Consider the following 19,680-nt stretch of genomic DNA (forward strand, 5'->3'; position numbering starts at 1 on the left):
TGCGCTCCGCGCTCATGACCGCCTCCGCCACCACCGCCTCCGCCACCCGGGCGATGCCCCGCGTCCGGCTGCTGCTGCCGATCTTCGCGATGCTGGTCGGCTTCGGGCCGCTCACCATCGACCTGGTGCTGCCCTTCCTGCCGACGCTGCAGGACGATCTCGGCGTCTCGGTCGCGACCGCCCAGCTGGTGGTCACCGGCGCGACCTTCGGCTTCGCCGCCGGCCAGCTGATCTCGGGTCCGCTCAGCGACGCGGTCGGCCGCAAGTGGCCGCTCGGCGTCTCGGCGGCGCTGCACATCGCGGCGAGCCTCGTCGCAGCGCTGACCTCGGACACCGCGGTGCTGCTCTCGGCCCGCTTCGTCCAGGGCGCCGCCTGCACCGCGGCCGGAGTCGTCGTCACCGCGATCGTCCGCGACCTCTACAGCGGCAAGCGGCTCGTGACGATGCTCGCGAACCTCGCCGTCATCGTCTCGGTCTTCCCGATCCTGGTGCCCTCGGTCGGCGCGCAGCTGACCAAGGTGATCGACTGGCGCGGCTCCTTCCTCGCGGTCGCCGCCTGGGGAGCGCTCGCCACCGTGATCGCGCTGCTGGTGCTGCCCGAGACGCTGCCCCGCGAGCGGCGGCACCAGGGCGGACTCGGCCCGTCGCTGCGGAACTCGTTCGGGATGCTCCGGCGGCCGCGGGTGCTGGCGCTCGCCGCCGCCTCCGCCGCGGGCTGGTCGGTCGGCTTCGCCTACCTGGCCACCGCGCCGTTCCTCTACACCAACGTCTACGCGGTGGGGCCGGACCTCTACGGGCTGCTGTTCCTGGTCACCTCGCTCGTGACGATCGCGGTCGGGCAGACGACCGGCCGGGTGATCGTGCCGCGGTTCGGGCCCCGGTTTGCGATGTTCGCGTCGGCGATCGTCACGGGCCTCGGCGCCGTCGTGGTCGCGGTGCTCGCCCTCACCGGCACGCAGCCGCTGCTCGTCGTCGTCGGCGCGCTGACCTTCGCGCTCGCCGGGCGCTCGCTCGGCTTCGCGCCGGTGCAGTACCTCTCGCTCCAGGGCCCGTCGAGTGAGGCGGGCAGCGTCACGGCGATCCTCGGCACGGTCAGCTTCACGGCGGCCGGACTGGTGATGCCGGTGATGGGCGCGTGGGCCGAGATCTCGCTGATCCCGTTCGCGATCCTGCTGCTCGTCGCGGCGCTCGTCGAGGGCGGAGTGGCGCTGCTGTTCCGGCCTGGCTCGCGGCGCTTCGATCCGGGGGCGCGGCGGCTCGAGGACGAGCCGGGGCCGGCGGACGCGCCCGCGGCCGACCTCCGCACGCACGACGAGAAGCACTGACATGACCCTTCAGGAAGGATCCACCGTGGAACTCCGCTCCGGCGACTACACCCTGCGCGCCCGCGCGGGCGGCCTCGAGGTGCTCGCGGGCGAGCACGTCCTCTACGCCAACGACCGCCCGCTGCGCGTCACGGTCAAGACCGTCACCGCGATCAGCGAGTACTCCGGCGCGCCCTACGACGACGTCTCGATCGCCGGCGGAGCGCTCACCGCCACCGGCACGATCACCGTGCGCTCGGGCTCGTCCTTCGCCGTCACCGACGTCTGGCGCGTCGCGGGCGCGGGCTTCTCCGTGCACCGCGAGGTCGAGGTGCTCGCGGCCGGCGGCGACCTCGGCTTCTCGACGGCGATCTCGCTCGGGCTGACCGGGTCCGACGACCTCCGCGACTACGAGTGCTTCGCGCCCGGCGCCTGGTACCGCGACAACGCCTTCGGCCCGGCCGACGCGATGGGCCGCGACCCCGGCAGCGAGTACTTCTGGCGCACCGAGACCCACTACGCGCTGCCGCTGTTCGCCGCGCAGAGCCTCGCCACCGGTGAGACCGTGGCGCTCTCGCGCTGGGCGGCTGACGTGACGCTGCCGCGCCTGGACGTGGTGCGCTCGGAGAACTTCACCGACCCGGAGTGCACCGTCGGCTCGATCGGCCTGAGCCGCCCGCAGGGCACCACGCTGAACTACCTCTACTACGGCTTCGGCGTGCGGACGCCGCTCGACGAGAAGCCGGCCGGCCTGTCGATCGACTACGTCTACCCCGGCGCCGACGGCGAGCGCCCGGTCGACAACCCCTACTCCGGGCTCGACTACGACGCGGCACCGAAGTCCCTGCAGCGGGTCAACCACCCGGTCGAGGTCGGCTTCCGCCAGCGCTACGCCGTGGCCGTCGATCTCGGCCGCCACGACGACTTCGCGACGATGATGCGCGCCACCTGGCGCAGCGCCTACGCGCGCCTGCGCGACGACCTGTTCGAGGTCGACAACGAGCGGCACTTCCACCACGGCATGGCGATCCTGCAGCGCCTCACCCGCCGCTACGGCGACTCCTGGGGCCTGCCGTTCGCCTGCCAGCTGCCGGACCTCGACGTCTCGAGCGTCTCGTTCCAGTTCGGCTTCGTCGGGCAGCAGCCCGGCATCGGCTACCAGCTGCTGCGCTACGGCGACCGCGAGGGCGTGCCCGAGGCGTTCGAGCAGGGCGTCGGCATCGTCGACTTCTGGGCGCGGACCGCGCTGCCCGAGTCCGGCCCGCCGCGGATGTGCTTCAACCCCTCCCTCGGCGGCTTCGAGCCGTACCCGCACTACCTGCGGATGCTCGCCGACGGCGTCGAGGCGATCCTCGACGCCTACCTGCACCTGCGCGGCCTCGGCGACGAGCGGCCGCTCTGGCTCGAGTTCTGCCGGCGGACCGCCGACTGGCTGCTCGAGGTGCAGGACGCCGACGGCAGCTTCCACCGCGCCTACAACGCCGACGGCTCGGTGCGGATGGACTCGCGCTCGAACACCCCGAGCGTCATCCGCTTCCTGATCCAGCTGCACCTGGTGACGGGGGAGGCGCGCTACCGCGAGTCCGCCGTGCGGGCCGGGGAGTGGTCGTTCGCGAACATCCACCGGACGCTGGAGTACCGCGGCGGCACCTGCGACAACGCCGACATCCAGGACAAGGAGGCCGGCATCTACGGCCTGTTCGGCTTCCTCGCCCTCTACGACCTGACCGAGGAGCACCGCTGGCTGGAGGGCGCCGTCCGCGCCGCCGACTACACCGAGACCTGGACCTACGCGTGGTCCTTCCCGGTGGTCGCGCCTTGGGCGCATCCGTTCAACCGGTACTCGATCAGCGGCCAGAGCATCATCACCCTCGGCGGCGGGGCGGACGTGTACCTGGCGGCCTGCTCCTACAGCTACTACCGGCTGTCCCTGATCACCGGCGACGACCACTACCGCGACGTCGCGGAGTTCCTGCACCGCAACACCCGGCAGTCGACCGACGTCGACGGCAGCATCGGCTACGCGATGCCCGGCCTCGGCCACGAGAGCGGCGACTTCGCGAGCCAGACGCTGCGCAGCCACCACCACTGGCTGCCCTGGTGCACCTTCGTCGAGGTCGACCCGTCCTCCCGCCTGCGCGACACCTTCGGCGTCTACGAGATCGCCGACGCCCAGCGCCTCCCGCCGGCCGAGCTGGCGGCGCGCAACCGCATCTACGACCGCTACGGGCGGCCGGACGCCTGACGGCGGGCGGCGGCCGGCAGGCACGTCCGGCTCGCGGAATCACGTTCGGCTCGCTGGATCCGCCAGTTCTCACGTGCCGGGGCGTGTTCTGCGTGCCGGACGTCATCCCGGCTGAACTCCGGCTCGACCTTCGGCTCGCGGTTCCGCGTCCGGCTCGTTGGATCCGCCTGTTTCGGCGTGCCGAGGCGTGTTCCGCGTGCCGGAGGTTCCCCCGGTGGACCTTCGACTCGCGGTTCTGCGTCCGGCTCGCCGGATCCGCTAGTTCCTGCGTGCCCAAGCATGTTCCACGTGCCGGAGGTCACTCCGGCGGACCTCCGGGGGACCTCCGGCTCGCGGTTCCGCGTCCGGCTCGCCGGATCCGCCCGGTTCAGCGTGCCCAGGCGCGTTCCGCGAGCCGGAGGTCACCCAGCACCCTCAGTCGCGCCACTCCACGTCCACGCGTACCGGCTCCGTGCCGAGCGCCAGCCCGCCCGACACCTCGCGCCCGTCGACCCGCAGCACCGCGTCGCGGAGCGTCCGCAGCCGCGTCCCGCCCGCCGGCGCCAGCCACTCCGCACCCGGCACCCGGCGCACCGTCAGCGACGCGCGCCCCGGCGACCACTCCAGCCGGTCCACCACGATCCCGCCGCGCGCCCGGAGCCCCGTCACCGCACCGCGCGCCCACACCGAGGGCAGCGCCGGCAGCACCGTCAGCGACTCGTCGTCCGAGCCGAGCAGCATCGCCGCGACCAGTCCCGGCAGCCCGCCGCTCGCGTCGAGGTTGAAGATGCGCCCCGCGTCGTGCTGGGTCGTCAGCGTCGGCGACCAGTGCTCGACCGCGAGCCACTCCGCGCAGGTCAGCGCCGACTCCGCATCGCCCAGCGCCGCGGCCGCCGTGCCGACCTGCACCAGCCCGAACGCCATCTCCATCCGCCCCGGGGGAGCGGTCGGCGCCTCGGCTCGCCACGCGATCTTCGCGGCCACCGTCGCCGCCGCGGCCGCTCGCAGCCGCACGGCCGCCGGACCGTCCCCCTCGAAGGCCGCATCGCCCCCGTACCAGAGCGGGTACAGCTGCGAGGCGTGCCGGTGCGCGATCTCCTCCGGGAATCGCGGGTCGATCCACTCCGCCAGCGTGCCGTCCTCCGCCACGCGGTACTCCGGCAGCTCGGCGACCACGCGGGCCCAGCGCTCGTCGAGCGAGTCGTCGCCGCGGGCCCGTCCGAGCAGCGCGGTCGCCCGGGCGGCGTCCCGCAGCACTGCGACGTCGATCGTCGCGTCGACCGCCAGCGGCGAGCGCGCCCCGCCCGGCGTGTTCTCGGGGGAGTAGGAGGGCACGATCCGCCGGACCCCGTCGACCACGGTCGTGCCGGTCTCGGCGAAGCGGAGCACGCCCTCCGCCAGCTCCCACAGCCGGTCGTCGACGATGCCGCGGTCACCCGTCGCGGCGACGGCGTCGGCGGCGAGGCGCAGCACCCAGCCGCCGCAGCCGGTCCAGAACAGGTGCGGGTAGCTGGCCGCGAAGTGGTCCGCGCGGCCGTGCGTCGACATCCGCGACGGCAGCAGCATCCCCTCCGCTCCGTAGACGAGGCGCGCGTTCTCGCGGTAGTCGTCGAGGTGCGGCAGCACCAGCTCCAGGATCGACAGCGCCAGCTCGGGCGTGCCGGTCGGGATCATCCCCGCCATCGCTCCGTTCTGCACGTTGCCGTTGAGCGTGTAGTCGGCGGACCAGGCCGGCCGCCAGGTGCCCTGCCAGACGCCCTGCAGCGTCGGCGGCAGCTCGCCGGTCGAGGCGACGATGTTCGCCCGGCCGCTGAGGTACGCGAGCTCGACGACGCGGCGGCGCGCACCCTCGTCGCCGGCGCGCGCCTCGTCCCAGAGGTCCTCGGTGAGCACGGCGGAGGAGGCGCCGGCCAGGTCGAGCGCGGAGGCGCCGACGAGGCGGCCGTGGCCGTCGCGCTGCGCCGCGCGCAGGTCGGTCCACGACAGGTCGTCCGCGATCGGCTCCTCGTCCGAGAGCGAGAGGTCGAGGCGGAGGAGCCGGGGAGCGCCGCCCGCGACGGGCGCGACGGAGCGGGTGATGCCTCCGTCGACCTCCCACGGCGCCCCGGTGGCGGCGGTCACGACCGCGCGGATGCGCTCGCCCCCGGTCTCCGCGCTGCCGGTGCCGGCCAGAGCGACGAGCCGCCCGACCGCCCCGCCCTCGACGCTCGCCTCGACGACCGCCGACGCGTCCGGAACCCCGGTGTCGAACGAGGTCGCGTCGCCCGCGCCCAGCCCGAGCTCGACGACGCTCTCGCCGTAGCGGTCGGACTCCACGCACAGCCGGACGCTCTCGCCGCCGTGCGGGGCGAGCAGCCGCACCGCGTGCCGCCCGCCGTCGAGGTCGGTCCACTCGACCGCGACCTCGCCCAGCCGCGGGTCGATCAGGCGGCGGCTCGAGGCGACGCCTCCGGCCGTGAGGATCGAGACGGTCGCGCAGATCCCGAGCGGATCGGTCCAGATCAGGCCGCCGTCGTAGCCGCTGGAGCGCGCGCCGCGGAGCAGCGCCTCGCTCGCCGCCTCGGCGTCGCCGGCCAGCAGGGCACTGCGCAGCTCGTCCCGCACTCCGGCGAGATCGGGCGCGGCGGGCCGCGCGTTGACGGGCAGGAAGTACCGCTCGTGCGCCAGGGACACGGTGAGCGCGTCGGCCGGCCCGTGGACGACGGCGCCGACGCGGCCGCTGCCGGCGATCAGCCCCTCCTCCCAGGTGGGAGCGGCGGTGGCGGTGACGAGGAGGTCGGTGCGCGACGATGCGCTGTCGATCGAGGAGATGATCGGTTCCTTTCGGGCTCGAGGGAGCGCCTGATATGTTGCCTGGAACTTCAAATTACCTCTCCCGGTGCGACGGCGCACGGGAGTCGAGAGTAAGGACTCCGCGATGACGCGACCGATCACCCTCTTCACCGGCCAGTGGGCAGACCTCCCGTTCGAGGAGGTGGCCCGTCTCGCCGGCGAGTGGGGCTACGACGGCCTCGAGATCGCCTGCTGGGGCGACCACATCGACGTCGCCCGCTGGGACGACGCGGCGTACGTGCAGAGCCGGAAGGACATCCTCGAGAAGAACGGCCTCCAGGTCTTCGCGATCTCGAACCACCTCACCGGCCAGGCCGTCTGCGACGACCCGATCGACGCGCGCCACCGCGACATCCTCAGCGACCGCGTCTGGGGCGACGGCGACCCCGAGGGCGTCCGCCAGCGGGCCGCGCAGGACCTCAAGGACACCGCCCGCTTCGCCGCCGCGCTCGGCGTGAAGCAGGTCAACGGCTTCTCCGGCTCGTCGATCTGGAAGGGCGTGGCGATGTTCCCGCCCGCGTCCGACGAGTGGATCGCCGCCGGCTACCAGGACTTCGCCGACCGCTTCAACCCGATCCTCGACGTCTTCGAGGAGGTCGGCGTCCGCTACGGCCTCGAAGTGCACCCGAGCGAGATCGCCTACGACTACTGGACCGCGAAGCGCACCCTCGAGGCGATCGGCCACCGGACGTCCTTCGGCTTCAACTTCGACCCGTCGCACTTCGTCTGGCAGCAGCTCGACAGCGTCGCGTTCATCCTCGACTTCGCGGAGCACATCTTCCACGTGCACGTGAAGGAGTCGATCGCCAACCTCGACGGCCGCAACGGCGTCCTCGGCTCGCACCTGCCCTGGGCCAACCCGCGCCGCGGCTGGACCTTCGTCTCGACCGGCCACGGCGCCGTCCCGTGGGAGCCCGTCTTCCGCGCCCTCAACGCGATCGGCTACACCGGCCCGACCAGCGTCGAGTGGGAGGACGCCGGCATGGATCGCCTCGACGGCGCCCCCGAGGCCCTCGCCTTCGTCCGCAAGCTCAATGCGATCACGCCCCCGGCCGACGCCTTCGACGCGGCCTTCTCCACCTCCCGCTGAGCGGCGCGGCGCCGCCGACTGACCGGCCGGCGCCGTCATCGAGCGGCTGGCGCCGCGCTCCCCTTCCCCTGCTGATCGAGTAGCCCGCTGAGCGGGCCACTCCATGCTGATCGAGTAGCCCGCGAAGCGGGCGTATCGAGATCCACCGTCACCGAGACCTCGGTCTGCAGCCCCGCCGAGCTGACCACGTCGGGTCTCGATACGCCGCTCCGCGGCTACTCGACCAGCAAAGGGGTCCGCACAACATCAGCTGAGAGCAGGGCCCCTCGCCTGACAGAGGAGGCCACCCCTTCTCAGCTGATGTTGCGCAGCGCCGCAGGCCCTTCATGCTGATCGAGTAGCCCGCGCAGCGGGCGTCTCGAGATCCACCGCGCGGCGCCCCGCCGCGCCGTCAGCGCCGGTGCCGGCTCCGGAACTCGCTCGGCGTGACCCCCACCCGCGCGCGGAAGACGCGGGTGAAGTAGCCCGGGTCCTCGTAGCCCACGGCGCGAGCGACGGCCGACACCGGTAGGTCGCCCTCCGAGAGCAGGGCCTTCGCCTCGTCGACGCGGATCCGCAGGAACAGCTCGATCGGCGAGGCGCCGGTCCGCTCCTCCGTCCGGGCCCGCAGGGCGCGCAGCGACAGCCCGAGCTCCCTCGCCGCATCCTCGACGCCCGCGCCGGAGAGAGCGATCCGCTCGATCCGGCGGTCGAAGCGGCTCCGGTCCCGCGACTCCGACAGCCGCAGCAGGAGCAGCAGGGCCCGCGCGCTGCTCTGTGCGACGGAGGCGGCACCGGTGTCCTCGAGCGCGTCGAGGACCGCGGCGAACAGGTGCGAGGCGTCGCCCCCGCGCACGTGCAGCACTCCGGCGCCGCGCGGCAGCAGCCCCTCGGCCACGAGGTGCTCGAGCGCGGTGCCGGCGAGCAGCACCCAGTGCTCGGTCCAGCCGCTCGCCGCGGACCGGTAGGAGTGCTCGACCCCCGCCGGCACCCACAGCGCATCGCCCGCCTCGACGGCGCTGGTCTCACCTCCCACCCGGAACTCGCCCCGGCCCTCCGCGATCAGGACCACCGCGCTCTCCGGCAGGACCCGCTGCCGCACGGGGGAGGAGACCCCCGCGCGCCGCCCGGCCCCGAAGACGTACAGACCGAGCCCCGTCGACGTGTCGGGGGTCCGGTAGCGAGCGCTCGGCGCGGGGTGCAAAAGTCCTCCTCCTGGTGGCGTCGGTCCCTGGTGACGGGGATCGGCGGGCGTCACGATGGTGACAGAAGTGCGGACGGTCCGCACGATCCGATCGCAGGGAGGCCGTCGATGCCGACGTCCAACGGCTACGCACTGAGCACGGCGCCGGAGCGCTGGGGTCCGCTCGACGAGGTCCCGGAGGAGGAGCTCGCCGACGGCGACGCGCTCTGGCGGCGCCTCCGCCGCGACGGCTACCTGCTCGTCCGCGGGCTGCTCGACCGCGAGACCGTGCTCGACTTCCGCCGCTGGTACTGCAGGGCCCTCGCTCCGACCGGCCTCTTCGCGGACGAGGACGCCTGGGACTCCGGTCGCGACGACGGCGCGGATCTGGACCTCGCCCGCTTCCGCGACATCCTCTTCTCCTTTCTCGTCCCGAGCCGGGAGTACGCCGCGTTCTGCCGCCAGCCCGCGATCCTCGCAATGATGCGCACGCTGCTGGCCGACGAGATCCACCTGCACCGGAGGAAGATCCTCCGGCAGGTCCGCCCCGGCCAGAAGGGCATCGGCACGGCGACCCAGGCGCACTACGACCTCGTCTACCTCCGCGAGGGCACCCGCAACCTGCTGTCGCTCTGGATCCCGATCGGAGACACGCCGATCGAGAACGGGCCGCTCGTCTACCTGGAGGGCTCGCACCTCCGCGTCGAGGAGCTCGAGCGCACCGGCCTCCTCGGCCGCCCCCGCTCGCTGACGGCCGACCTCCCGGCTCTCGCCGACGAGCACGACGCCCGCTGGCTCGCCGCCGACATGCGGGCCGGCGACGTCCTGATCCACTCGCCCTTCATCGTCCACGCCTCGCTCGACAATGTCGCGTCCGACCGCCGCCTCCGCCTCTCCACCGACATCCGCTACCAGCGCGCCGGCGACCCCATCGACTGGCGCTGGCAGAACGACTGGTTCGACGGCGACGGCCTCTGACCGGGCGCCTGCAGTCCCGCCGTGGCGGCGACGCGGGGTCTCGATACGCCGCTCCGCGTCTACTCGACCAGCAAGGGTCCGCACAACATCAGCTGAGAGCGGGGGGCGTCGCCTGACAGCGGAGGCCACCCCTTCTCAGCTGATGTTGTGCAGCGCCGCAGGCTCCCTGCGGACGGAGCAGCCCGCGCAGCGGGTCCTTCATGCTGATCGAGTAGTCGGCGCAGCCGGCGTATCGAGATCCACCGTCATCACGACACGAGGCCGGCAGACCCGCCCTCTCGACGACGTCGGGTCTCGATACGCCCCTGCAGGGCTACTCGACCAGCATGCGAGGGGGACCTCCGCCGACCAGGCGACCCCCCCCGCAGACACACGAACGGCCGGCCCCCCGCGGGGAGCCGGCCGTCGGTCGTGCAGTGTCCCTACAGCCCCTGCGCCAGGCGGTAGTACGCCGCGTTCGAGCGGATGTCGGCCTCGAAGCCGCGGAGGGTGGTCGACTCGTCGATGACGAGGAGCTCGACGCCGGCGATGCGGGCGAAGTCCTCCCACGCCTCCAGGCCGATCTGCGTCGTCATGACGGTGTGGTGCGCGGCGCCGGCCGTGATCCAGGCCGCGGCGCTGGTGCCGAAGTCGGGGGCGGGCTGCCAGACGGCGCGGCCGACCGGCAGGTGCGGCAGCGTCTGCGGCGGCTCGACGGTCGTCACCTTGTTCGCGACCAGGCGGAAGCGCTCGCGCACGTCGCTCAGCGCGACGACGACCGCGTCGCCGGCGTCGGCGGTGAAGACCAGGCGCACCGGGTCCTCACGGCCGCCGATTCCCAGCGGGTGGATCTCGAGCGACGCGCGCTTCGACGACAGCGACGGCGACACCTCGAGCATGTGCGCGCCGAGGATGAGCTCCTCGCCTGGTGTCATGTCGTAGGTGTAGTCCTCCATCAGGCTGGTGCCGCCGGGCAGGCCGGCGCCCATCACCGCGGCGATGCGGATGAGGACGGCGGTCTTCCAGTCGCCCTCGCCGCCGAAGCCGTAGCCGTCGGCCATCAGGCGCTGCACGGCGAGGCCCGGGAGCTGACGCAGCCCGCCGAGGTCCTCGAAGCTGTCGGTGAACGCCTCGAAGCCGCCCTCCTCCAGGAACGAGCGCAGGCCGATCTCGACCGCCGCGCCGTAGCGGAGCGACTCGTGGCGCTCGCCGCCGGGGAGCAGCTCGGGCAGCACGTCGTAGCTCTCGACGTACTCCGCGACCAGCGCGTCGATGTCGGCGTCCGTCGCGGCGTCCACGCGCTCGACGAGCTCGTTCACGCCCCAGGTGTTGACGCTGACGCCGAGGCGGATCTCGGCCTCGGTCTTGTCGCCCTCGGTGACGGCGACGTTGCGCATGTTGTCGCCGAAGCGGGCGACCTTCATGCTCTGCGAGGCCGACCAGCCGGCCGCGGCGCGCGACCAGATGCCGATCGACTCGGTGACCCGGGAGTCGCTCGCGTGGCCGACGACCGTCTTCCGCGGCACGCTCATCCGGCTGAGGATGTAGCCGTGCTCGCGGTCGCCGTGGGCGGCCTGGTTGAGGTTCATGAAGTCGAAGTCGATGTCCTGCCACGGCAGGGCGACGTTCGCCTGGGTGTGGAAGTGCAGCAGCGGCTTGGCGAGCGCGTCGAAGCCGTGGATCCACATCTTCGAGGGGCTGAAGGTGTGCATCCAGGTGATGACGCCCACGACGGAGTCGTCGGAGTTCGCCTCGATCATCGTGCGGCGGATCGCGTCGGAGCTCTTCAGCACCGGCTTCCACTCGACGGTGACGGGGATGTCGCTGGACTCGTTCAGCTGCGCGACGACGGCCTGCGACTGCTCGGCGACCTGGCGGAGGGTGTCCTCGCCGTAGAGGTCCTGGCTGCCGGTGAGGAACCAGACGGTGCGGGTCGCGAGGTCGGGGATGATGCTCCCGGATCGAGGGGTGCTGGGCAGGGTCATGCGAGTGCTCCGGTGGGGTTCTGTCCGTAGACGTTCTGGTAGCGGTCGAACAGGGCGTCGATCGACTCCTGCGGGATGGGGACGAGCTCGCCGCCCTGGCGCGCGATGTGCACGGTGCGGGCGACGTCCTCCGTCATCACCGCGGCCTTGACGGCGTCCTTCGCGTCCTTGCCGATGGTGAAGACGCCGTGGTTCTGCATCAGGACGGCGCGCGAGCGGTGCCCGGTGAGCGTCGAGACGACGCCGCGGCCGATCGAGTCGTCGCCGATGATCGCGAACGGGCCGAGCGGGATCTCGCCGCCGAATTCGTCCGCCATCGCCGTGATGACACACGGGATCGCCTCGGCGCGGGCCGCCCAGGCGGTGGCGTAGGTGGAGTGCGTGTGCACCTGGCCGCCGACCTCGGGCATCTCGCGGTAGACGTAGGCGTGCGCCGCGGTGTCGCTGGACGGGCTGCGCTCGGACCCGAGGCTGCCCGGCACGACGGTGCCGTCGAGGTCGCAGAGGATCATGTTCTCGGGCGCGAGGTCGTCGTAGGAGACGCCGCTCGGCTTGATCACGAAGAGGTCGGCGCCGGGCACGCGGCCGGAGATGTTGCCGCCGGTCCAGATGACGAGGCCGTAGCGGACGAGCTCGGCGTGCAGGCGGGCGACGTCCTCGCGGACGCGGGCGATCGCCGCCTCGACCTCGGGGCCGAACCCGGTGGGCGCAGCGGTGGTGCTGTCGGTCATGCGGTGTCTCCTTGCGTGGTGAGGGTGTCGACGGCCGTCTGCTCGACGGCGAGGCCGGCGCGGTAGCGCTCGAGGTAGGCGGTGAAGCCGGCGACGTCGGCGCTGTCGGGCGCCACCGTCTCGAAGCCGGCGTCGCCGAAGACCTGCTCGGTCAGGTAGGAGTCGAGGGTCGTCCCCTCCTGCAGGCGGAAGGCGGCGAGCACCGCCATGCCCCAGGGCCCGCCCTCGGAGGCGGTCGCGGCGACCGAGACGGGGGCGTCGAGCGCACCGGCGAGGAAGCGCTGGGCGACTCCGGCCGTGCGGAACATGCCGCCGTGCGCGAACATCTCGTCGATCACGACGCCCTCGCCGGCCAGCACGCGCATGCCGAGCGCGAGCGTGCCGAACACGCCGTAGAGCTGCGCGCGCATGAAGTTGGCCAGCGTGAGGCGGGAGTCGGGGGTGCGCACCACGAGCGGGCGGCCCTCGACGAGTCCGGCGATCGGCTCGCCCGCGAGGTGGTTGTAGGCGAGGAGCCCGCCCGCGTCGGCCTCGCCGGCGAGCGCCTCCGCGAAGAGGGTGCCGTAGACGGCGTCGCTGTCGGAGGGGCCGCCCGAGGCCGCGGCGAACCGCGAGAACAGGCCGACCCAGGTGGCGAGCTCGCTCGCGCCGTTGTTGCAGTGCACCATCGCGACGAGGTCGCCGGCCGGAGTGGCGACCAGGTCGAGTTCGTGGTGCACGCTCTCGAGCGGGCTCTCCAGGACGACCATCGCGAAGATGCTCGTGCCGGCGCTGACGTTGCCGGTGCGCGGGGCGACGGAGTTGGTGGCGACCATGCCGGTGCCGGCGTCGCCCTCGGGCGGGCAGAACGGGACGCCGGCCTGGAGCGCACCGGTCGGGTCGAGCAGCAGCGCGCCCTCGGCGGTGAGCTCGCCGGCCGCAGCTCCCGCGGGGAGGACGGCGGGCAGGAGCTCGCGCAGCGGCGGCAGGGCGCCGGCGACGCGGGCGTCGTAGCGCTCGAGGACGGTCTCGTCGTAGTCGCGGGTCGCCGGGTCGGTGGGGACCATGCCGGAGGCGTCGCCGACTCCGAGGACCTTCTCGCCGGTGAGGCGCCAGTGCACGTAGCCGGCGAGGGTGGTGAGGAAGTCGATCCTCTCGACGTGCGGCTCGGAGTCGAGGACCGCCTGGTGCAGGTGCGCGAGCGACCAGCGCAGCGGGATGTTCGCGCCGAACAGCTCGGTCAGCTCGGCCGACGCCGGGCCGGTGCTGGTGTTGCGCCAGGTGCGGAACGGGACGAGCAGCTCGTCGTCCGCGTCGAAGGCGAGGTAGCCGTGCATCATCGCGGAGACGCCGAGCGCGCCGACCGTGGTGAGGCGGGCGCCGTGGCGCTTCTCGGCGTCGGCGACGAGGTCGGCGTAGGCGGCCTGGAGCCCCTCGTGCACGGCGTCGAGCGAGTACGTCCAGCGGCGGTCGACGAGCTGGTTCTCCCACTCGTGGCTGCCGACCGCGAGGACCACGGAGGGATCGGCCGCGTCGACGAGGCAGGCCTTGATGCGGGTGGAGCCGAGCTCGATCCCGAGGGCGGTCGCGCCGCTCGTGATCGCCTCGGCGGGGGGCCGTCGCTGGTCCATTGCACTCCTCGCTGAGGGCCATGTGACCGTTCACAAAGCCACGGGCCAGCGTAGGCGAAGTGTCTTGCGGACGGCAAGCTGTGCCTCCTTCTGAGCCGCTCCCCGCGCGGCTCAGCGCGGTCGGCCGGGCGCGTGGTGCGTCACGAGGAGCGGGTCGCGTCGCGCTGTCTCGAATCGCTGGCACGCGATTCTCGATCGCGCGCTCTGCCCTGCGTCCTGCTCATGCTGATCGAGTAGCGCCCGCAGGGCGCGTATCGAGATCCACCGTCTTCATGCTGGTCGAGTAGCGCCCGCAGGGCGCGTATCGAGACCCGGCGTCGCCGGACCCCCGCCTCAGACCGCCCGCGTCGAGTCCCGCTCCACCAGCACCGGCGGCACCGGCCGGTCGACGGCGGCCGGCTCGCCGCGCAGCTCCGCCAGCACCACGCCGATCGTGCGGCGGCCGACCTCGGCGAAGTCCTGCCGGATCGTCGTCAGCGGCGGTCGGTAGTGCGCGGCCTCGGGCACGTCGTCGAAGCCGACGACACTCAGGTCCTCGGGCACGCGCACGCCGCGGTCCGCGCAGGCGTGCAGCAGCCCGAGCGCCATCTGGTCGTTCCCGGCGACGACCGCGGTGAGGTCGGCGACCTCGTCGAGCAGCCGCAGTCCCGCCCGATAGCCGGACTCCGCCGTCCAGTCGCCGCCGATGAGCGCGGCCGGCTCCAGCCCCGCCTCCGCCATCCGCGCGGTGAACCCGTCGAGTCGGGCGTGCGCCTCCACCCAGTGCTGCGGGCCGGCCAGGTGGGCGATCCGGGTGTGGCCGAGCGCGAGGAGGTGCTCGGCGGCGAGCCGCGCACCCGCAGCCTGGTCGACGAGGAGCCGCGGGTCGGCCCCGCGCCCCGCCGCGCCGAGGGTGACGAACGGCACGCGGATCGCGAGGCTCTCGATCGCCTCGAGCGCGCGCTCCTGCGGCGCGAGCACGACGATCGCCTCGACCGCCTCGCGCTGCAGGTGCTCGAGCGCGGCGGCCAGCGACTCCGCGTCGGGCGCCGCGTTGACCACGGGCACCCGGTAGCCGGCGTCGCGCGCGGCCTGCTCGATCGCGGCCATCGCCGTGGCGGTGCCGTAGAAGCTGTGGCTCTCGGCGGCGAGGATGCCGATCAGCCCGGAGCGGCCCGCCGCCAGCGCCCGAGCCGCGGCGCTGCGCCGGAAGCCGAGGTCGTCGATGGCCGCGAGCACTTTGTCGCGGGTGCGCGGCCGGACCTGAGGACTGTCGTTGAGCACGCGCGAGACCGTCTGGTACGAGACTCCGGCGCTGACCGCGACGTCGCGGATCGTCGGCTGTCTCGGCATGGGGTCACCGTAGCGGTCGGCGCGGGCGGCCGCGTCGGCCCACCCTGCTGGTCGAGCAGCCCCGCAGGGGCGTATCGAGCGGCGAAGCCGCTTCGCGTCTCGAGGGGAAGAGGACGCGGCGGCGGCCCACCATGCTGGTCGAGTAGCCCCGGAGGGGCGTATCGAGACCCGCCGTCACCAGCAGGGTAAGTCTGCAGACTCGCCCTTCTGACGCTTGTGGATCTCGATACGCCCGCTGCGCGGGCTACTCGATCAGCATGGACAGCCCCACACCGCCAGGGTGCTCGATCTGAAACGCAAGGATGCGGCGGCGTCCCGTCATGCTGGTCGAGCAGCCCCACAGGGGCCTCTGCATGCTGGTCGAGTAGCCCCGCAGGGGCGTATCGAGACCGGCCGCTCGGCAGAACATCAGCCGAGAGCGTCCCTCATCGCCCATCGGCGACGAGAACCACTCCTGACTGATGTTCTGCGCAGCCTCCGCCCCGTCGCCCGCGCCCAGCCCCGCTCGCTACGGTGAAGCTGAGGATTCACTCACGCAGTCAGGAGCCGGACGTGGAGAACCAGCAGATCGCGGCACTCGTCGCCCTCGTCGTCGCCATCGCGGTGGTCGGATCGGTCATCGCGACCGTCCTGCGGATGCGCGCAGGCGCACCGGGAGCGCGCCCGGCCTCACGGGACGGCGGCTCGACCGCCGCGACGGGCGACGGCAGCTCGAGCGGGTCGGACACCCGCGACGGCCGTGCCGACGACGGCGGCTCCCCCGACGGCGGCTCCCCGGCCGGCGATTCGTCGAACAGCGGAGGCTCCGACGGCGGCGGTGGCGGCGGCGGCTCGGACGGTGGAGGCGGCGGCGGCGGCGACTGAGCCACGGCACCGCCCACGGATTCTCGAGGCCCGCCCGACTTCCGGCTCGCGCAATCACCTCCGGCTCGCTGAATCCGCTGATCTCCGCGAGCCGAGGCCCGTTCCCCGTGCCGAAGGTGACGGGTCCGACCTCCGGCTCGCGCAATCAGCTCCGGCTCGCTGAATCCGCTGATCTCCGCGAGCCGAGGCCCGTTCCCCGTGCCGAAGGTGACGGGTCCCACTTCCGGCTCGCGCAATCAGCTCCGGCTCGCCGAATCTTCTGGTTTCCGCGTGCCGACGGTCATCCCACGTGCCGGAGACGACACCGGTCACGCCGGGGTCGCGAAACCGCCGCCGCCTCAGTGCTGGTGCAGGACCGCCCAGGCGAGCAGCGAGTCGAGCCGGCGGATGTCCGCTCCGCGCCCGAGCTTCACCTTGATGTGCCCGGCCCGCGTCCACAGCTCGACCTCGGAGTTGAGGTCGAACGTGCCCGCGTTCTCGCTCGACCACATGTTGATCGAGCTGTACGGCAGCGAGTAGATCTCCACCTTCTTGCCGGTCAGTCCCTGGGCGTCGCGGACGATCAGCCGCTTCGTGGTGAAGGTGGCGGAGTCGCGGAGCGTGCGGAACGAGGCGACCGCCTTCTCCCCCTCCACCAGGAGGGAGTCGACGTCGGCGGGGACCGGGATCTCCTGCGCGAGGGTCCAGGTGAGCAGCGGTGCAGTGTCCATCGCACCACCCTGGCCGAGGGGAGCCGCGCCCGCATCCGCCGCGCGCCGGAGCGCCCAGGCTCCGCTGATCCCCGCGGGAGATGCTGGGGCATGCCCCTCGCCGTCCCCGACGCCCTCGTCCCGCTCGCCCTGCGCCTGGCCCGCGCCAACCGCACGTTCGTCAGCGCGGACGGTGCTCGCCGCCGGATCCGCGAGAACGCCCTCCGGCCGGCCCGCTTCGGCCCGCCCCCGCGACTGCGCCCCGGAGTCCGCGTCGACGTCGAGCAGGTCGGCGGCTGGCCGGTCTACACGATCCGCCCGCAGCGGATCCGCGGCGGGGTCGTCTACGCGCACGGCGGTGGCTGGGTCAACGAGATCGCGCCGCAGCACTGGTGGCTGGCGGCGCGGATCGCGGACGAGGCCTCTGCGGCGGTCACCCTGCCGATCTACCCGCTCGTCCCGTTCGGCACGGCCCTCGAGGCGCGCGGCGGCGTCCGCGCGCTCGTGCACCGGAGCCTCGACCGGTACGGCGCGACGGCGCTCGCCGGGGACTCCGCGGGCGGCCAGATCGCGCTGTCGACGGCCCTCGCCCTCCGCGACGAGGGCGTCGTCCTGCCGTCGACCACGCTGATCTCGCCCGCGCTCGATCTCTCCTGGAGCAATCCGCGCATCCCGGAGGTGCAGCCGAGCGATCCGTGGCTCGGCACGCCGGGCGGCCGCGTGCTCGCCGAGAAGTGGCGCGGCGAGCTCGATCTGCTCGACCCGATCGTCAGTCCGCTCTTCGGCGACCTCGCCGGCCTCGGACCGCTGAGCGTCTACACCGGCACCCGCGACGTCCTGAACCCCGATGCGCACGTCCTCGCCGAGAAGGCGGCGGCGGCCGGAGTGCCGTTCGAGCTGCACGAGGCGGTCGGCCAGCTGCACGTGTACCCGCTGGTGCCGACCCGCGCGGGCCGCGAGGCGCAGCACGACCTGGTCGACGGCCTCCGGGCGGCGCTCTGACCCCGGGCGCGACCTCCGGCTCGCGGAATCGCCTCCGGCTCGCGGGAACAGCGCGATTCCACGAGCCGGAGCTGTTTCTGCGTGCCGGAAGGCGTTGGTGCGACGTCGGGCTCGCGGAAGCACCTCCGGCTCGTCGAAACGCCGCGAATCCGCGTGCCGGAGCTCGTTCCGCGTGCCGGAGGTCGTGCCCGAGCGACGTCCGGCTCGCGGAATCGCCTCCGACTCGCGAGAATCCCGCGAGTCCACGAGCCTGAGCCGCTTCTGCGTGCCGGAACGTGCCCGAGCGACGGAGGGCTCGCGGCAGCACCTCCGGCTCGTGGAAACGGGCCGATTCCGCGTGACGATGCTCGTTCCGCGTGCCGGAAGGCGTCGGTGCGACCTCGGGCTCGCGGACACACCTCCGGCTCGTCGAAACGCCGCGAATCCGCGTGCCGGAGCTCGTTCCGCGAGCCGGAGTTCATCTCGGTCAGCCGGACGGCCCGATCGGCCCCCGGATCCCGCACCCGACGGCGCTCAAGACTCCGCTCGCAGGCAGGGGCGCACCCCGCCGCCGTGCACAACTGAGGCTGGAAGCCCCGAATCCGTCGAGAAACGGTCGGATCGGCCCTTCCAGCCTTGGTTGTGCGCGCATTCCCGCCGAGACCTACGCGCCCCAGCTCGACTGCGTGCCGCCGACGCGCTCCTCCGCGATGGCCTGCGCGTGCCCGGACGCCGCGTACGCCGCCATCGGGTCGGCCGGCAGCCCGCGCTCCGAGCGCCAGGCCGCGAGGGCGGGGCGGACGTCGGAGTAGAAGGCGTCCATGAAGATCCCGTTCGCGCCGAGCACGTCGCCGGCGAGCTGCGCCTCCTCGAGGGCCGCGCGGTCGACGAGCAGCGCGCGCGCCGTCATCTCCTGCACGTTGAGCACCGAGCGGATCTGGCCGGGGATCTTGTCCTCGACGTTGTGGCACTGGTCGAGCATGAAGGCGACGGGCGAGTCCGGGCCGTAGCCGCCGCCGCGCACCACCTCGTAGAGGATGCGGAACAGCTGGAACGGATCGGCCGCGCCGACGATCAGGTCGTCGTCGGCGTAGAAGCGCGAGTTGAAGTCGAACGAGCCGAGCTTCCCGAGGCGCAGCAGCTGGGCGACGATGAACTCGATGTTGGTGCCCGGCGCGTGGTGGCCGGTGTCGAGGCAGACCAGCGCGCGGTCGCCGAGCGCGGCGACGTGGGCGTAGGAGGTGCCCCAGTCCGGAACATCGGTGTGGTAGAACGCGGGCTCGAAGAACTTGTACTCGAGGACGAGGCGCTGCTCGGTCCCGAGGCGCTCGTAGATCGCGGCGAGGGAGTCGGCGAGGCGGTCCTGCCGGCCGCGGATGTCCTGCTGGCCCGGGTAGTTCGAGCCGTCGGCGAGCCAGATCTTGAGGTCGCGCGAGCCGGTCGCGTCCATGATGTCGATGCAGGCGAGGTGGTGGTCGATCGCCTTCTGGCGGATCACCGGGTCGGAGTGCGTGAGCGAGCCGAACTTGTAGTCGTCGTCCTGGAAGGTGTTGGAGTTGATCGTGCCCAGCGCGACGCCCTTCGACGCGGCGAACTCGCCCAGCGCCGCGTAGTCGTCCACCTTGTCCCACGGGATGTGCAGCGCGACGCTCGGGGCCAGGCCGGTCAGCTCGTTGACCTTCGCCGCGTCCGAGATCTTCTCCTCGATGGTCCGCGGGGTGCCCGGCGTGCTGAACACCTTGAAGCGGGTGCCGGAGTTGCCGAACGCCCACGAGGGCAGTTCGATCGCCTGCTGCTCGAGCTGGCGGAGGATGTCGGGGCTGAGGTCGGTCACGGCGGGGTCCTTCTGTGCGGGGCGATCCGGCCGTGCGGCGGGCGCCGACCGGGCGGCACCGTATGAATCGTTTCACAGCGCCGTG

14 protein-coding genes are annotated in these 19,680 nt (G+C 72.9%); 6 read left to right on the plus strand and 8 right to left on the minus strand.

All coding sequences use genetic code 11. The annotated features are described in order from the left end of the window. The first annotated feature begins 14 nt into the window (after window positions 1–14). Both EDF36_RS08345 and EDF36_RS08350 read left to right on the plus strand, forming a co-directional pair. The gene (locus EDF36_RS08345) at window positions 15–1,325 is read left to right on the plus strand and encodes a multidrug effflux MFS transporter (RefSeq protein WP_123732641.1); all 1,311 of its coding nucleotides are present in this window, start codon (window positions 15–17) and stop codon (window positions 1,323–1,325) included. A gap of 25 nt (window positions 1,326–1,350) precedes the next feature. Beyond that, a complete protein-coding gene (locus tag EDF36_RS08350; protein WP_123732642.1) occupies window positions 1,351–3,549 on the plus strand; it encodes a hypothetical protein in 2,199 nt (732 codons plus the stop codon). 414 nt (window positions 3,550–3,963) lie between these two features. On the opposite strand, the gene EDF36_RS08355 is transcribed toward EDF36_RS08350, so the two are convergent. Further along, window positions 3,964–6,420 carry a glycosyl hydrolase family 95 catalytic domain-containing protein gene (locus EDF36_RS08355; protein WP_148059999.1) on the minus strand — a complete coding sequence of 819 codons (2,457 nt, stop codon included), beginning with the start codon at window positions 6,418–6,420 and terminating at the stop codon, window positions 3,964–3,966. Between the two features lie 25 nt (window positions 6,421–6,445). Here EDF36_RS08355 and EDF36_RS08360 point away from each other — a divergent pair, with 25 nt between their 5' ends. After that, window positions 6,446–7,450, plus strand: coding sequence for a sugar phosphate isomerase/epimerase (locus EDF36_RS08360; RefSeq protein WP_123732644.1), 1,005 nt, complete (start codon window positions 6,446–6,448; stop codon window positions 7,448–7,450). Between the two features lie 391 nt (window positions 7,451–7,841). On the opposite strand, the gene EDF36_RS21210 is transcribed toward EDF36_RS08360, so the two are convergent. Further along, window positions 7,842–8,633, minus strand: a complete 792-nt coding sequence (locus tag EDF36_RS21210; RefSeq protein ID WP_185020413.1) for an AraC family transcriptional regulator — start codon at window positions 8,631–8,633, stop codon at window positions 7,842–7,844. A 108-nt stretch (window positions 8,634–8,741) separates the two neighbouring features. Here EDF36_RS21210 and EDF36_RS08370 point away from each other — a divergent pair, with 108 nt between their 5' ends. Further along, window positions 8,742–9,590: a phytanoyl-CoA dioxygenase family protein gene (locus EDF36_RS08370; protein WP_123732645.1), complete on the plus strand. Its 849-nt coding sequence runs from the start codon at window positions 8,742–8,744 to the stop codon at window positions 9,588–9,590. Between the two features lie 422 nt (window positions 9,591–10,012). Here EDF36_RS08370 and araA read toward each other — a convergent pair whose 3' ends face one another. The 4 genes from araA to EDF36_RS08390 form a co-directional block, all read right to left on the minus strand. After that, window positions 10,013–11,554 (minus strand): L-arabinose isomerase, encoded by a 1,542-nt coding sequence (araA, locus tag EDF36_RS08375; RefSeq protein ID WP_123732646.1) that lies wholly within the window; start codon window positions 11,552–11,554, stop codon window positions 10,013–10,015. Further along, complete coding sequence (locus EDF36_RS08380; protein ID WP_123732647.1) at window positions 11,551–12,285, minus strand: L-ribulose-5-phosphate 4-epimerase; 735 nt, start codon at window positions 12,283–12,285, stop codon at window positions 11,551–11,553. The genes araA and EDF36_RS08380 overlap by 4 nt, the downstream gene beginning before the upstream one ends. Further along, a complete protein-coding gene (locus tag EDF36_RS08385; protein ID WP_123732648.1) occupies window positions 12,282–13,895 on the minus strand; it encodes a xylulokinase in 1,614 nt (537 codons plus the stop codon). Before EDF36_RS08385 ends, EDF36_RS08380 begins: the two co-directional genes overlap by 4 nt. 333 nt (window positions 13,896–14,228) lie before the next feature. Then, window positions 14,229–15,227: a substrate-binding domain-containing protein gene (locus EDF36_RS08390; protein WP_123732649.1), complete on the minus strand. Its 999-nt coding sequence runs from the start codon at window positions 15,225–15,227 to the stop codon at window positions 14,229–14,231. Between the two features lie 552 nt (window positions 15,228–15,779). Between EDF36_RS08390 and EDF36_RS08400 the strand changes: the two genes are divergently transcribed. After that, complete coding sequence (locus EDF36_RS08400; protein WP_123732651.1) at window positions 15,780–16,091, plus strand: hypothetical protein; 312 nt, start codon at window positions 15,780–15,782, stop codon at window positions 16,089–16,091. Window positions 16,092–16,429: 338 nt separating this feature from the next. Here the strand turns inward: EDF36_RS08400 and EDF36_RS08405 are convergent, their stop codons facing one another. Beyond that, window positions 16,430–16,801 (minus strand): PH domain-containing protein, encoded by a 372-nt coding sequence (locus EDF36_RS08405; protein ID WP_123446854.1) that lies wholly within the window; start codon window positions 16,799–16,801, stop codon window positions 16,430–16,432. 90 nt (window positions 16,802–16,891) lie between these two features. Here EDF36_RS08405 and EDF36_RS08410 point away from each other — a divergent pair, with 90 nt between their 5' ends. Beyond that, window positions 16,892–17,782 carry an alpha/beta hydrolase fold domain-containing protein gene (locus tag EDF36_RS08410; protein ID WP_123732652.1) on the plus strand — a complete coding sequence of 297 codons (891 nt, stop codon included), beginning with the start codon at window positions 16,892–16,894 and terminating at the stop codon, window positions 17,780–17,782. A 643-nt stretch (window positions 17,783–18,425) separates the two neighbouring features. Here EDF36_RS08410 and rhaI read toward each other — a convergent pair. Then, entirely contained in the window at window positions 18,426–19,595 is a 1,170-nt protein-coding gene (gene rhaI / locus EDF36_RS08415; protein ID WP_185020182.1) for an L-rhamnose isomerase, read from the minus strand. Window positions 19,596–19,680 lie beyond the last annotated feature (85 nt).

The sequence above is a fragment of the Rathayibacter sp. PhB152 genome, from assembly GCF_003751395.1.
GTDB classification, from domain to species: Bacteria; Actinomycetota; Actinomycetes; order Actinomycetales; family Microbacteriaceae; genus Rathayibacter; species Rathayibacter festucae.

What these genes read in the sequence shown, in the direction of transcription:
- EDF36_RS08345 (WP_123732641.1), top strand. Translation starts at nt 15, where the DNA reads ATGACCGCCTCCGCCACCACCGCCTCCGCCACCCGGGCGATGCCCCGC.
- EDF36_RS08360 (WP_123732644.1), top strand. Translation starts at nt 6,446, where the DNA reads ATGACGCGACCGATCACCCTCTTCACCGGCCAGTGGGCAGACCTCCCG.
- EDF36_RS08370 (WP_123732645.1), top strand. Translation starts at nt 8,742, where the DNA reads ATGCCGACGTCCAACGGCTACGCACTGAGCACGGCGCCGGAGCGCTGG.
- araA (WP_123732646.1), bottom strand. Translation starts at nt 11,554, where the DNA reads ATGACCCTGCCCAGCACCCCTCGATCCGGGAGCATCATCCCCGACCTC.
- EDF36_RS08380 (WP_123732647.1), bottom strand. Translation starts at nt 12,285, where the DNA reads ATGACCGACAGCACCACCGCTGCGCCCACCGGGTTCGGCCCCGAGGTC.
- EDF36_RS08385 (WP_123732648.1), bottom strand. Translation starts at nt 13,895, where the DNA reads ATGGACCAGCGACGGCCCCCCGCCGAGGCGATCACGAGCGGCGCGACC.
- EDF36_RS08390 (WP_123732649.1), bottom strand. Translation starts at nt 15,227, where the DNA reads ATGCCGAGACAGCCGACGATCCGCGACGTCGCGGTCAGCGCCGGAGTC.
- EDF36_RS08405 (WP_123446854.1), bottom strand. Translation starts at nt 16,801, where the DNA reads ATGGACACTGCACCGCTGCTCACCTGGACCCTCGCGCAGGAGATCCCG.
- EDF36_RS08410 (WP_123732652.1), top strand. Translation starts at nt 16,892, where the DNA reads ATGCCCCTCGCCGTCCCCGACGCCCTCGTCCCGCTCGCCCTGCGCCTG.